General features: G+C 35.6%; 23 protein-coding genes and 1 pseudogene. All 24 read left to right on the top strand.

Annotation, left to right across the window (positions count from 1 at the left end; translation table 11 throughout):
- The first annotated feature begins 32 nt into the window (after nucleotides 1–32).
- Nucleotides 33–971: a dihydroorotate dehydrogenase gene (locus DDV21_RS05355; RefSeq protein ID WP_116877279.1), complete on the top strand. Its 939-nt coding sequence runs from the start codon at nucleotides 33–35 to the stop codon at nucleotides 969–971.
- Between the two features lie 159 nt (nucleotides 972–1,130).
- Complete coding sequence (locus DDV21_RS11760; RefSeq protein WP_162886290.1) at nucleotides 1,131–1,304, top strand: hypothetical protein; 174 nt, start codon at nucleotides 1,131–1,133, stop codon at nucleotides 1,302–1,304.
- A gap of 29 nt (nucleotides 1,305–1,333) precedes the next feature.
- The gene (locus DDV21_RS05360) at nucleotides 1,334–1,828 is read left to right on the top strand and encodes a modification methylase Sau96I (RefSeq protein WP_116877278.1); all 495 of its coding nucleotides are present in this window, start codon (nucleotides 1,334–1,336) and stop codon (nucleotides 1,826–1,828) included.
- 10 nt (nucleotides 1,829–1,838) lie between these two features.
- Nucleotides 1,839–2,045: a hypothetical protein gene (locus tag DDV21_RS05365; RefSeq protein ID WP_116877277.1), complete on the top strand. Its 207-nt coding sequence runs from the start codon at nucleotides 1,839–1,841 to the stop codon at nucleotides 2,043–2,045.
- Between the two features lie 21 nt (nucleotides 2,046–2,066).
- On the top strand, nucleotides 2,067–2,315 hold the full coding sequence (locus DDV21_RS05370; RefSeq protein ID WP_116877276.1) for a hypothetical protein: 249 nt from the start codon (nucleotides 2,067–2,069) through the stop codon (nucleotides 2,313–2,315).
- Between the two features lie 2 nt (nucleotides 2,316–2,317).
- A complete protein-coding gene (locus DDV21_RS05375; protein ID WP_116877275.1) occupies nucleotides 2,318–3,112 on the top strand; it encodes a DNA adenine methylase in 795 nt (264 codons plus the stop codon).
- 68 nt (nucleotides 3,113–3,180) lie between these two features.
- Entirely contained in the window at nucleotides 3,181–3,495 is a 315-nt protein-coding gene (locus DDV21_RS05380) for a hypothetical protein (protein ID WP_116877274.1), read from the top strand.
- Nucleotides 3,496–3,525: 30 nt separating this feature from the next.
- Nucleotides 3,526–5,013 (top strand): primase C-terminal domain-containing protein, encoded by a 1,488-nt coding sequence (locus DDV21_RS05385; protein WP_116877273.1) that lies wholly within the window; start codon nucleotides 3,526–3,528, stop codon nucleotides 5,011–5,013.
- 134 nt (nucleotides 5,014–5,147) lie between these two features.
- Nucleotides 5,148–5,300 carry a hypothetical protein gene (locus tag DDV21_RS11765; RefSeq protein WP_162886291.1) on the top strand — a complete coding sequence of 51 codons (153 nt, stop codon included), beginning with the start codon at nucleotides 5,148–5,150 and terminating at the stop codon, nucleotides 5,298–5,300.
- Nucleotides 5,301–5,308: 8 nt separating this feature from the next.
- Complete coding sequence (locus tag DDV21_RS11905) at nucleotides 5,309–5,512, top strand: hypothetical protein (protein WP_116877272.1); 204 nt, start codon at nucleotides 5,309–5,311, stop codon at nucleotides 5,510–5,512.
- 183 nt (nucleotides 5,513–5,695) lie between these two features.
- A complete protein-coding gene (locus DDV21_RS05400; RefSeq protein WP_116877271.1) occupies nucleotides 5,696–6,106 on the top strand; it encodes a hypothetical protein in 411 nt (136 codons plus the stop codon).
- Entirely contained in the window at nucleotides 6,106–6,555 is a 450-nt protein-coding gene (locus DDV21_RS05405) for a thioredoxin domain-containing protein (protein ID WP_116877270.1), read from the top strand. Before DDV21_RS05400 ends, DDV21_RS05405 begins: the two co-directional genes overlap by 1 nt.
- A complete protein-coding gene (locus tag DDV21_RS05410; protein WP_116877269.1) occupies nucleotides 6,545–6,796 on the top strand; it encodes a hypothetical protein in 252 nt (83 codons plus the stop codon). Before DDV21_RS05405 ends, DDV21_RS05410 begins: the two co-directional genes overlap by 11 nt.
- Complete coding sequence (locus tag DDV21_RS05415; protein WP_241964707.1) at nucleotides 6,780–6,986, top strand: hypothetical protein; 207 nt, start codon at nucleotides 6,780–6,782, stop codon at nucleotides 6,984–6,986. Before DDV21_RS05410 ends, DDV21_RS05415 begins: the two co-directional genes overlap by 17 nt.
- 5 nt (nucleotides 6,987–6,991) lie before the next feature.
- Complete coding sequence (locus DDV21_RS05420) at nucleotides 6,992–7,546, top strand: hypothetical protein (RefSeq protein ID WP_116877268.1); 555 nt, start codon at nucleotides 6,992–6,994, stop codon at nucleotides 7,544–7,546.
- The gene (locus DDV21_RS05425) at nucleotides 7,539–8,555 is read left to right on the top strand and encodes a coiled-coil domain-containing protein (RefSeq protein WP_116877267.1); all 1,017 of its coding nucleotides are present in this window, start codon (nucleotides 7,539–7,541) and stop codon (nucleotides 8,553–8,555) included. The genes DDV21_RS05420 and DDV21_RS05425 overlap by 8 nt, the downstream gene beginning before the upstream one ends.
- A gap of 11 nt (nucleotides 8,556–8,566) precedes the next feature.
- On the top strand, nucleotides 8,567–8,965 hold the full coding sequence (locus tag DDV21_RS05430) for a hypothetical protein (RefSeq protein WP_116877266.1): 399 nt from the start codon (nucleotides 8,567–8,569) through the stop codon (nucleotides 8,963–8,965).
- The gene (locus DDV21_RS05435; protein ID WP_116877265.1) at nucleotides 8,928–9,743 is read left to right on the top strand and encodes a hypothetical protein; all 816 of its coding nucleotides are present in this window, start codon (nucleotides 8,928–8,930) and stop codon (nucleotides 9,741–9,743) included. Before DDV21_RS05430 ends, DDV21_RS05435 begins: the two co-directional genes overlap by 38 nt.
- 141 nt (nucleotides 9,744–9,884) lie before the next feature.
- Nucleotides 9,885–10,154: a hypothetical protein gene (locus DDV21_RS05440; RefSeq protein WP_116877264.1), complete on the top strand. Its 270-nt coding sequence runs from the start codon at nucleotides 9,885–9,887 to the stop codon at nucleotides 10,152–10,154.
- 408 nt (nucleotides 10,155–10,562) lie between these two features.
- Nucleotides 10,563–10,895: a hypothetical protein gene (locus DDV21_RS05445; protein ID WP_116877263.1), complete on the top strand. Its 333-nt coding sequence runs from the start codon at nucleotides 10,563–10,565 to the stop codon at nucleotides 10,893–10,895.
- A complete protein-coding gene (locus tag DDV21_RS05450; protein ID WP_116877262.1) occupies nucleotides 10,888–11,235 on the top strand; it encodes a hypothetical protein in 348 nt (115 codons plus the stop codon). The genes DDV21_RS05445 and DDV21_RS05450 overlap by 8 nt, the downstream gene beginning before the upstream one ends.
- Nucleotides 11,235–12,026 carry a DNA/RNA non-specific endonuclease gene (locus DDV21_RS05455; RefSeq protein WP_116877261.1) on the top strand — a complete coding sequence of 264 codons (792 nt, stop codon included), beginning with the start codon at nucleotides 11,235–11,237 and terminating at the stop codon, nucleotides 12,024–12,026. The genes DDV21_RS05450 and DDV21_RS05455 overlap by 1 nt, the downstream gene beginning before the upstream one ends.
- Nucleotides 12,027–12,036: 10 nt before the next feature.
- Nucleotides 12,037–12,492, top strand: a complete 456-nt coding sequence (locus DDV21_RS05460; protein ID WP_116877260.1) for a hypothetical protein — start codon at nucleotides 12,037–12,039, stop codon at nucleotides 12,490–12,492.
- Nucleotides 12,493–12,503: 11 nt separating this feature from the next.
- Nucleotides 12,504–12,812: pseudogene (locus DDV21_RS05465) on the top strand (hypothetical protein); the annotation flags it as partial.

The raw sequence follows: 12,812 nt of genomic DNA on the forward strand, positions 1-12,812 counted from the left end.
GAAATCTATCTGGTCGAACGCGGTTATTTAAAATGTCAGAAAATCGTTTGAGTATCAGTCTTCCAGGACTCGAACTAAAAAACCCTATTATGCCCGCTTCCGGCTGTTTTGGATTTGGGCAGGAGTACGCGAAATATTATGATTTGAGTCAATTGGGTTCCATCATGATTAAAGCGACAACACAGGCTCCTCGCTTTGGCAACCCCACTCCTCGTGTCGCAGAAACCCCCTCAGGCATGCTCAATGCGATCGGGCTGCAAAATCCTGGAGTGGATGCTGTTTTATCTGAAAAACTCCCTTGGCTGGCGGAGCATTTCCCTGACTTGCCTATCATAGCCAATGTCGCTGGCTTTTCTGATGCTGAATATGCCTATGTGACTGAAAGAATTTCCAGGGCAACCAATGTTAAAGCTGTCGAGCTTAATATTTCCTGTCCTAATGTCGATCACGGCAATGATGGTCTTCTTATCGGACAAGTACCGGAGTTGGCTTATAGAGCGGTCAAAGCCAGTACTGAACATTCGGAAGTACCTGTTTATGTTAAATTAACTCCAAGTGTTGCGGATATTACGGCGGTTGCTAAAGCAGTAGAAGAAGCAGGTGCAGCAGGGTTTACGATGATTAATACACTGGTAGGGACACGTTATGATTTAGCCAGCAGAAAGCCAATCCTTGCCAATGGACAGGGGGGGATGAGCGGTCCGGCTGTTTTTCCTGTGGCACTTAAACTCATTCGTCAGGTTGCTCAAAGTACAGATTTACCAATTATTGGAATGGGGGGTGTTGATTCTGCAGAGGCAGCGATTGAGATGATGATTGCGGGGGCATCAGCTATCGCAGTGGGAACAGCTAATTTTACAGATCCATTTGCTTGCCTTAATATTATTAAGCAGCTGCCTCGGGTTATGGATGAATATGCTATCAGTAGCCTCGAGGTTCTTAGGGCTGACATCCGTCAGCAATTAAGCTGATGTCTGGCTGTCTGTATTCTGTCAGCTGCCTTTATTTTGAAAAGCAGAGTAAGTGGTAAGAGTTTTTAGAATTAAATAATCCTGTATTTATGAGGAGAACGGAGAAATCTGTTCTCCTTTTTTATTTGCTTAAAATTTCATAAAGAAAGGAGTCTTACCATGAAGGGATTGGAAATCGTGATAGATATTGAGAGCTTAGAAGTTTATGAAGTCATTGATCACGATCGGGAAATAAGTTCAGAATCAGCCGAGAAGAAAGAAACCTCTATACCTACTGAGCCAAAGCATCATTCTGAGTTCTATCAGTTGAATTTATTTGAAGAAATGAACTGACTCAATAGATAACAAACTAGGAGGATATGATGATTAGAAATAAATTTTATAATCAGTTGATTAACAGTGAACCAATGGGTTTTATTGATCCTCTAACTGATTTAGGTGAGTTTGATTCTGTTCAGATGAAATTCAAAGAACCTGTTAGCAAATTGATAAATAAATACTCTTGTCAACCTTATAATTTGAACTGGCAGAAAAAAATCGAAAAGATGAGAGTACTGTATATCCAATATCAGAAAAGTTTAAAGTTAGAAGATCAGGATCAGGCTGTTCATAACAGGGTTAGAAATAAAGAATCTAAGGAACATGTTCATGAAATTGTTACAACATATTTGAAATTAGGATTTAGGTTTAAAGAGATTGAATCGAAAGTTTCGCTTTTCAACACTCGTCTTCGTCGAAAGTGGAGAAGAAGCGATTACGTAACAACTACAAATCCTGAATTTTATTTGAAGAAAGACTTACAAAATGGTTATTGTTTGCCAACCCCTTCTCTTCCTCAAAGCATGAAAGTTAACTGAAGGAGAAATTATGATACAAGAAGAAATGAAAATACAAACCACAACAAATTATGAATTGATAGATTATGTGGGGAATCGAAGCATCGTGCTTAAAACTATCAAAATAGCAACAGAAAGGCCTAATACACGACAGGGACAGGCTGCTGTTAGGATGCTGGAGAAAAGATACTTTAAAAATTATAAAGGTATTTTACGTTTACCTTCTTTGAAGGAATAAATTGAGATAAGGAGTAAAGAAATGCTGAATAAACAAGAATTTAATCGAAAAATGAGAAGAGCCCGTCGATTAACCGAACAGGTGATTCAGTTGAAATGGGAGATTTTATCTAACGATGAGTTATTAACTCCTTTCAAAGGCATTAACTCTACGACTCTTGATGAGGCTATTAATTGTTATATTGACTATGGGGAGTTGCCGCTCTCTAATCATTTTGATGATTTTTATGAAGCATATAAAAGAGCGTATGAAGAACAATATGGAGAATAGATATGAAATCCCTGATACGTTATCCCGGAAGTAAATGGAATCTGGCTCAGAAGATTATTGACTTGCTGCCGGAACACAAAAGTTACCTAGAGCCTTACTTTGGCTCTGGAGCAGTACTTTTTACGAAATCGCCAAGCCCTATCGAAACAGTCAATGATTTAAATGACGATGTGGTTAATCTTTTTCAAGTTATTCAGTCCGCTCCAGATGTTCTTCAGGAGAAATTGTGGGGAATCCCATACAGCCGCTCAATCTATGAAATGGCTTGGAAAAATAAACCAAATAATGAGGTAGATAAGGCCGTTAACTTCATCATCCGTTCAACCATGAGCCATGGTTTCAGAGTGTTTGAAAAATCAGGATGGAAGCGTGATGTTTCTGGTCGTGAATCCGCATATGCGGTACAACACTGGAACAGACTTCCAGAGACAGTACGCGAAATGGCCGTCCGATTAAAAGGTGTTCAAATTGAAAACAGACCAGCTCTGCAATTAATCGAAGAGTTTAGTCGGCCTGAAGCAGTCATTTATATTGATCCACCTTACATCTTATCTACTAGAGCCAGAAAACAGTATAGTCATGAGATGACAGACAACGATCATATAGAACTCTTAGAACTGTTAAATCAAAGCAAGGCTCAGATTATTCTCAGCGGTTATACCAGTGACTTGTATGATCGGTATTTATCCAACTGGGAACGTTTAGAATTTTCGGCCACTGCAGAGCGGGGATTGCCACGGACGGAAGTTCTCTGGATGAATTTCCAGCCAGCACAGCAGTTAGATTTGTTTAATTAAGAAAAGGGGGAGAAACGTTTATTTTTTACAGTTAGAAAAGGAAAAATTATGGAAAGATTGGTGATTTTATGATGGAAAACCAGATAAGGCAGATTGTTGTAAAGAAAAATATCGGGGAGCTGACGTTAGAAGTTAGATATGACAACGTTGTTTATATTGATGGAGAGACTGGTGTCTATTCGGATATTGAAGGCTGTATTAGTTGCGTTCGTTATAGCGGTGAAATTAGGGTTTATCTTGATGAGACTGGCCGAGTTACAAATTTTGATGAGATTAACTTATCGATCAATAGTGAGTATGATGGGTGGGATGATCAAGAATTGTATGAAAATATTTTGGAAGATTTACAAGATGATGTTTTATTTGAGTTAATACTGGTATGATTTCAGCTAAGTAGTAGAAAGGAATTTGAAATGACAAATATCTACAACTTAATTTTAAAAGATGGATTACGGAATTATAAATTTAAAAATAGTCATTTAACCCCCATCTCTTCAGCCGATGAAGGAAAGCGAGGAGCCATCTTCGCTTTCCGATCCAAAGCTAACATGATTAAAGCACGTGGATTGGTGCTGACATCGATGGAAGCTATTACTGAAAATGAGGATCGTTTCACTCACTGGACACCAAATGTTTACCGATTTGGGGCTTACAAGGACGATAGACGTCAGATTACACGTGGTCATGCTGAAGAGAACCTAAGACAAATCAATACGTTTTATATTGACTTTGACATCACCTCTTCATCTGAAGAGATGACATCAGGAGATATTCTTACGGCTGCTATTGATTTAGGATTCATGCCAACAATAATTTTGAAATCAGACAAAGGTTTCCAGGCTTATTTCGTTCTTGACGAGCCAGCCTATGTGACCGTCCATTCACAATTTAAAGTAATCAAAGTGGCCAAAGCTATTTCTCAAAATTTACGAAACTATTTTGGCCAAGTCCTACCCGTTGACATGACCTGCAACCACTTTGGAATCGCACGTATGCCACGAACGGATAACATCGAGCTTTTCCATGAGGAATACACCTACTCTTTCCAGGAGTGGCTAGCTTGGTCAATGAAACAGTCTGATCTTCCTTTTCCAAATAAGAAACCAAACTTAACAGTAATTGCGGGAACTGAAGGGGTTAGGCAGATAGATGAGCCCTGGTATGGTTTGCTGATGAGAGAAGCTAATATTAAGGGTGATAAAGCTTTGATGGGAAGAAACAATGTGCTATTTACTTTAGCACTGGCTAACTTCTCATCTGGTGTCTCTCAGAGCGATTGTGAGGCCGTTTTAGCTGATTTTAATGGACAATTGGTCGAACCGCTCTCTCAGGACGAGTTTCTGAAAGTCGTTTGTTCAGCCTATTCAGGAAAATATGAAGCTGCTAGCCGAGATTACATCAAATTACTATGTAAGGCTTGGGTCAATGAGAGTCTGAAGGATTCAGACTTGTTTATCAAGCAACGCTGGTATAAGTTTAAAAAGAAGCGTGCCGATCGTAAGAATAGTCATCTTCACGAGTGGAAAGCAGATATCATGGCTTACTTGGAAGGCTATTTTCAGTCAGAAGATCCATTCATCCAAACAACTAAAAAAGCTATCAGAGAAGAATTGAACATTCCTGAGCGATCACTGGATAAAGTCTTAAAAGCACTAAAAGCTGATCGTAAAATCTTCTTTGTAGTTAAATCTGGACGAGGTGGAGGAATTAGGTTGGCTTCAATCAAAGCCATTGTCTTTTCACTTATTCAGGTGAAAAAGGAACGTCAAGAGGCTTATTTTGCCAATATAGCGACGTTCTTTGAAGAGAGTCTAGGATTTACTAAACAGGTAATAGAAGGGGTTAAAAATGGGCTTAAACAAGTTAAACAACTATCTTTATTTGAGGTTGATATTGGATAAGATTTAAAACCCGCAAGTTGCCTTTACATTTATATCTATGATACGTGGAGCTAAAAAGGGGAGTCTGATATTGAAGATAAATTGAATTTACTTAGTCTAATGTTAAATAAATAGAAAAGGGAGTTGAGAGAGAAATGATTTTAATTATTTTAGTTAGTGTCTTAGGGAGTTTCTCTTTACTAACAGTTGGAATGTTATATGCTAACCATCAAATTCGTTATAGAGATGGGTATGATAGAGAATTAGAAAGTGATTATCAAGCGTTAATGGAACAGCTTAGAAAGTGAGGTACTATGTGGGATACGTTATTTTTAGTTTTGAAGATGGAGATTATCTTTATGATAACCAGGGACAATTATTGGTTTTTGAGAGTAGAGGATTAGCTTATCAGTACATGCAGATTAATTATCATATTCCTTTACCTGTTCAGAAAACTAAGAGAGTAATTAACTATCCAAATTTCTACCAAGCTCCATTCAAGGTCCATAAGGTTTGTTAGAGAGGAAATAGTGATGAAACAAAAGGATGAGACTCTTTATGTTGGAAGAATATCCTTATTTGGTATCCCTTCTATGGAGAGTGAAAAAAACTAAAAGAGAATGGCTCGAAGAAGCATTCTTGATGTCTACTAAAAAGAAAATAATCGAATGTGTCTTTATTGATGAAGATGGAGGGAACGAACATGACAGAGAATTTTAAGATTGTACGTGGTTATTATTTAACAGGAGTAGGGCAAGAACCCTCTGCTTATTACTTTAAAATTACTGATCAATTTCCTGAATTTGAAACATTGAAAGCAGGTGATGTTGCTTTAACGTTTTATCAGAATCTAGAAGCTATTTCAAGCATACCAGCCCTAATTCGGGTAGATGGGGTAATTGAAGCTGAGAAACAAGTCCTTGAGTTTCTCCAGAGTGAAAAGAAGGATCATTTTCCAATGTTGCCACTGGTTAGTGTTTATGAAGAATTTGATACTTTGCGATTCAGTTTAGTGATGACTAGCTTTGAAAAACTAAAGTCTGAAATGAAACGTCTGGCCAAAGTTAGTTATGTTCAAGGAGATTTGTTTGAGTTTTTAGGAGGTGAGGGGTAGTGACTGATAGGTTTGAGTTTTCTAAACTATTTTTGGGAACCTTAGCTGCTGTTGCTGTAATTCTTTTTACAGTTGTTGGGATACAGACTACCTGGAGTACTTATGTCGTCAAAGATTATAATAAGCATCTCACAGGACAAGTCTATGTGGAAGCAGCGGTCAATCAAAATGTTAACCTAGTCTTTTATCGTAATGGATGTCCTTATTGTAAGGCTGGGAAGAAAGCTGTTATTACTTCAGCTGAGAAGAGTTCTTATCCGACTTTTTACATCGATGTAGAATCAAAAGATGGCCAGATATTGGTTGAAAAATACCACGTTGACAAAGCAGCGACTCTAGTCACAATAAGAGACGGTAAATTCGAGCTTTTTCTCTATGCTGATAAAGATAAAAATGGCCAAATTGTTGCTGATCAGAAAAAAATAGAGGAGAGATTGAATGACAAGTAAAACTGTTTCTAAGTTGCTTTGGTTTTTGTTAATTGTAGTAGGACTTACAGTATTTCTTTTTGCGACACTATCATTATTTTTATCTTTTCAATGGGCTTTAATGAAGGTCAATGGAGATATTCCAGAGAATGTTTTCTATTCTCAGATGAGTATTTTAGGATTTAGTCTGTTTGATGGATTTATTATAGCTCTAGCAACATGTCACCTGAAGGAGGTAAATGTTGATGATTATAATTCTTAAGGCAGCTGGACATTATCTTTTTCTTATTGTTCTTGTTTCGGCTTGGGTATTTCCTCTTTTTGAAGTTGAAATTTACGATAACTTTGATAACAAAAAAACGAACACGCTACTTAGGCCCTGCAGTTATGATGTTGGTCAAAATATTTTGGCCAAACAGTCAAGTGAGGTCGCTATTATCAGGAAGGAGTAAGACAGATGACGATACCAAAGAGAAGTAATAGGACATGGGAACAAAAGAAAAAGCGTCGCACTTGTCATAAGTTAGGGAAACGATTTAAAGATCCTGCTAATAATGAAAATTGTGAACCTATGAATCCTTTATTAAAAACAACAATGTTATTAGCTACTAATAAAGAGTATAGAAAAGCCGATACTTTACAATTATTAGGGAGTTTCTTAGTATTTAGTACAATAATTTACTTTTTGGTAGGAGTCTTGTATTACTTCAGTATAAAGGTGCTAAAATCGTATGCTCTTCAGGTTGTCTTGAAGGTTGTAAGTTTAGGATTTTTGAAGCCATCAGCTGCAGATCAGTTTCGTGAACCTACAGTTTGGGAAGTGTTTAAAAGGTATACCATGGGACAACCTATTATTGTTGGGATAGTTGTACTGCTTGTATTAGTGATTGGTGTTTTTCTCGGTACCAAGGGGCAAAAAAAGCAGACCATGATTGCTGATAATATCAAGGATGAGGACTTAAGGAAAGATTACGAAAAAGTTAAAAAGAAAGGCTGTGTAACTTATGCTTGACACTATAAAGAACCTGATTGAAAAGATAAAATCCAGCTCTATTGCTAAACCTTTTATAGGGATTAAGGGATGGTTTCAAGACAATGTTATTAAGCGAAAGTTGGTTATTTTCTCCGTTATTTTTACAGCTTGGATCAGTTTATTGGTTGGGGCCTTTTACTCTCCACAGAGGCAGACGTATACAGATGAACAACTAAAAACAAAGCAGACGTTTGAAAATGGAACAGGTGAAATTAGACTGTCTAGTCAAACCTATTCTCCTGAAACAGGTATTATTGTTCTTCAGTTTGAGACGAAGGATTCTACCTCTCCAGTTGATCGTGGCATTGATACAAAGCGTCTCAAATGGAACCTATACGCTCAGAAGAAATCTTCTGATACAACAATGGAAATTGTTCCAATCGTAGACAATAAAATCTCAGTAATCATTCGCAATGTTCCTGAAGATTTTGGAGCATTTGCGATTGATATTACAAATAAAACAGTTTCTACTAGCGATATCGATATTGATGTTTCTAGCTCTTCAGATGACCAAGAGCAGACTTCTAAAACAGCTTCTAAAACAGAAGAAAATAACGATGACAATGTTGTCCAGTTCTATGTTACAACTCAAAATCGTAAACTAAAAAGAGAAAAGATAAAGAGTGTTTCTCGTGAGGAATTTGCTTTGTCAGAAATCAAAGTGGAAAAATCTTTCCAAGCAGATCAGATCAAAAAATTAAATAACTCAATCAAACAGCTTAAGGATTCAATCGAAGATGATAATTCTCGTAAAGAGGGTCTTCTCAAAGAAGCGGAATATCTATCTGGTGAGGATTTAGAAATTAATCAGAAAGATATTGCTACCATTGAAAGCAACATCGAAACTAAGAATAGGTCTATTGAAACTGCTAATCAAAATATTGAAAAGGTTCAAGCTAAGATTGACAGCTTAGAGAAAAAAGAGGTTGCTATTAAAGATGGAACATTTGAGTTTTCTAATTCGATTGAGATTATTGAAATGGATTAGGAGGTGCTAAAATGATGAGTTACATTTATTATTGTTTTATCAAAAAGAAGTGGTTTGAAAAAATTTTCCCAAGTATTTTAAAGCCAGTCACTTTTTTACAGTTTATAAAATTTCTAGTTATTTATATTTTTATCTTTATATTATTTCCATTATTATTTCGATTTACAGCCGTTCATCTTATTTTTAATACTTCATCTTTGGTACTGAAAATAATACAATTAATTATTTTGGTCGATTGTTTGATTTTAACTGGCGTTACATATTTGTCGTTATTTTTATTGATTTCAAGTTGTTTATTTATTGAGCTTCCTCAAAAGGGCTCCTTAATAAAACGTCTTTTATTAACTAAAGAAACAAGTGAGGATTTTACAAATGAAAAGTTTAACTCAAAAATTAAAAATGTTGAATAAAACAGGTTTTAAATTATCTTTTATCTGTGGACTTAATTGGCTTATAAAATTCTTGATCCCGGGTCAACATTATTTTTTTGCAGCGTTCTTTTTAGGCTTACTAACTTATTACATGCCGCATGATATACAGCAGCTTTCCGTATTTATGTTAGGATTTTTAGTCATTATCACAGTAGTAACAAATCTACTGTTTTGGATCCTTTATAGTAAAGATCTTTACCATATAAAATTTGCTTTCTACGTTGCGATAAGCTTTTGTTTTTTCCAAGCAGGAAATAATTATATTGGCCAACATGCTTTGACAGATTATTTGGTTAGTCGACTCCTTACTTTGTGGATGATTAGCTTTATTATCGCAACATTTGCTAGTCACCTTCAGTTCAAATTATTTAAACAATATCTTTTCAAAAATGTCATTAATAAAGAGTATCTAGGCATCCGAAAACTAACAGCTGATTTACCTCCAGAATCTAATTTTTACACAGATGCGGATGAAATGGATGCTAACAAGCGAATGAAATTGATTAACCAGAATGCGATCAAAAAACCGTATCAAGGAGTTGTTGAACTAAGCTTTTTAAATAGAAAAGTAACAACAGGTATCCATTACAAAACGGATCTTATTACTAAAGAAGTAGAACGAATTTTTGAAGATGTTGATACCATCTATTATCCTGTTTTTAGAGTTTATCCTTTTGGAATTGAGGAAGATTTTGGCTACACGTTGATTCAATTAAAACTCAGTAGTAAGGCTGCATTTACAGAATACTCATCTTAGGTTTTTAGTATAAAATACTAATAGTATTACTCCCTAATCTCATGGATTGGGGAGTTTTATTTTTTGCTGTAGTTTGTCCCCTTAATGCAAGAAATTTTATTATCCCTTACACTAAAATCATTAAATAAAGGAGGCTATTAAATGGCAAAAAAAGATCTTACAAAAATTGATTTAGAACTTGAAGAAGCAAAGAAAAAAGTTGCTTCTTTGGAAAATGAACGTAAGCTAGCAGAAGAAAATATTCAAAAACAAATTGGTAAAATCTACGTTCAGATTCAACTCAAAAAAGATAAAAGTCAGACTTATGAAAAGATTTTAGATAATCTCAAAACTGAGCTGACTCTCATTCGAGAAGAAGAAAAAGCACAACGTGAAGCGGCTAAAAAAGAACGTGAAAATGTGGAACAGTAATCTCCATTTTTCAGCAGAAGAAGTACCTCATCAAGTTATTTAACGGAGTGTGTATTTGTACATCTCTATAGTGTGTTAAGGTGTGGGGGATAACGTAGGTGCTAGAGTGCTTAGTGTGTTAAAGTGTGTCTAGCATGTGTGTGTTTAGTAGGCGTAGCCGAGAGAATTGGGGACACAGGAAACGTTGATACTATCAACTCCCAGCGATACGATGGGACAGTTTCCCTTATGCTCTTTTCATGGACTAGAACACATTAAGTGGGCTAGGTCTTGAAAAACCGCAAAAGTAGAAAATTTATTTTCGTGACGTTGCGAGGTTGAGGTTTTCTTTTTTGCTTCTTTTAGCTTTTGCCTCGTCAAAAGAAAAAAGAAGGGCGCTGTTTTTTTGAAAGGAGATGATCATTTTGTATGGTAACGAAAAGAACAGAGTTAAAAATACGTGGATTAACTGAGAAAGAAATTGATTATTTAAAAGCTCAATCAAAGAGAACAAAATCGAAATCATTTAATGATTTTTTAGTTCGTGTCTTACGTGAAAAGATTGAAAAGGATCAATTTAATTTTGCTGAAGCAAACTATCTTGCTCATTTAGAAAATATGAAATTAACGTCGGATCATGTTTTACGTTTAACGCAAAAACAGACAGAAATTTTATCAGACTTTGAAAGGAAAATGGGTCGGTATGCTGACCACATTTCAAGATGGTTGGAATACGAAGGTGAGGTAGAAAGGGATGACTAAGGAAATTAGATTACGCAAAGTTCCTGATGAATTATTTGTGCAATTAGAGATGATGTCTCAAAAATTTCAGTATCCTAATCTTGCTGATTTTTTGATGTCTCAGTTGTATCGTATTGTCGAAAATGATGGTCTTGATTTATATGATAATAAATTTGCAGAGACGTTGGCAGATATTAAAGAACAACAAGCTCAAATATTGGATCAGTTGCTCAAAAATGAAATCAAATTATTGGCCTATCATGCAAAACAAGATATTGTAGAAGAGTTAACAACGGACTGGTTACAATTTATGGATGATGTTGATGCGCTAGCTGCTGAAAGAAGAGCGGGAGGCCGCTAATGAAGAAGAATAAATTCCTGCTAGTCAGTGTTTTGTTTATCGCTATTTTTTTAGTGCAACCACAAAATTTTCAATCTTTAAAAAGTGCATTTACTCAAAATGATATAGCTACTCAATTGAACATATCAGATTCACCTGAAGAAAAAAATGGTGACTTAGGAAATGCTCATCAGACACAAAATGAAGAACTAAAATCAAAAGTGTTTGATGGTCAACATCAAGTGATAGTGGTTAATGATAAGGCACAATTTACCAACGAAGAGTTGAGTCTAAAAAATGGTTCATGGGAAAAATACAGTAACCTAGATTTTTTGAATCGTGTGGGAGTTGCTGAAGCAATGTTGGGTAAAGATTTAATGCCATCAAGTGAACGTGAAGATATTTCATCTGTGGAACCAACTGGCTGGAAAAATAAAAGAATCAACTTCAATGGAAAGCAAGATTATTTATATAATCGTTCTCATCTAATCGGCTTTCAACTAAGTGGTGAGAATGCAAACGTGAAAAATCTTTTTACAGGGACACGTGCGCTTAATGCCAATTTTGAAAATGAAAAATCGTCAATGGTTTACTATGAAAATTTAGTCGCAAATTATATAAGAGAGACAGAACATCATGTCCGCTATCGAGTAACGCCTATTTTTAAAAACGTAGAATTAGTTGCTCGTGGTATTCGTTTGGAAGCACAAAGTATAGAAGATGATACTGTATCTTTTGATGTTTATATTTTTAACGTTCAACCAGAGTACGAGATTAATTATTTAACAGGAACTTCAAAAAAATCGCAGTAAAGGAGAAATAATGGCAACTAGAATTAATATCTATTTTAACGAAGAAACACTACAAAAGTTTTCTGAAATAAAATCCTATTTATTAGCAGATGTAGGGGAAAGTTTAGAATGTCCAGGTCAGAAACAGTCAGCGACTGTTGTTAAGTTGATTGATGTTTTCTATAAACTTTTTTTGGAAACTGAAGATAAACAAAATTTTTCAGAGAGGTTGTCTCGGCTGGAAAGAAAATTGACCAACTCAGATGAAGGGCGTGCTTTAAAATCGATCTGTCGTCAATTGGATCAGCTACTCTATTTAGAGCTGACTAATTTCCATGCCATTACAAAAGGCGATGATTTTGATATTCAAGATTTAGAGTCTGTTCATTCTCGCTTTGATCCAGCTCAACATGAATTGATGGCTAGAATTGATGACCTCATTAAAGAAGATGTGGCACGTGGCCAAACAATTAAGAACTCACATTAAGGATAATTAAAATGGCTGATATAGTTGATATATATTTAGAAACAGGAGACTTTCATGAGGCAGTAAAGCAATCTGGATTACCGACTCATATTGCTCACTTGAAATTAATTAAGAATGGTTGTTTGAAAATTCAAGATAAAATTCAGTACGGATCTCGAACGGCTAAATTGGGAGGAATGGCAGAAGAACTCTTTCAAAAGTATGTTCCAGAAGCAACAGATGCTAATAAGTACTTTAAGAAAAATAATCCTGTTTATGATTTTTGGTTTGATGGTTTGACGATTGATGTTAAGTATAGTTCCTTACATAAAAAGAAAAAT

The organism is Streptococcus chenjunshii, assembly GCF_003086355.1.
GTDB lineage: Bacteria > Bacillota > Bacilli > Lactobacillales > Streptococcaceae > Streptococcus > Streptococcus chenjunshii.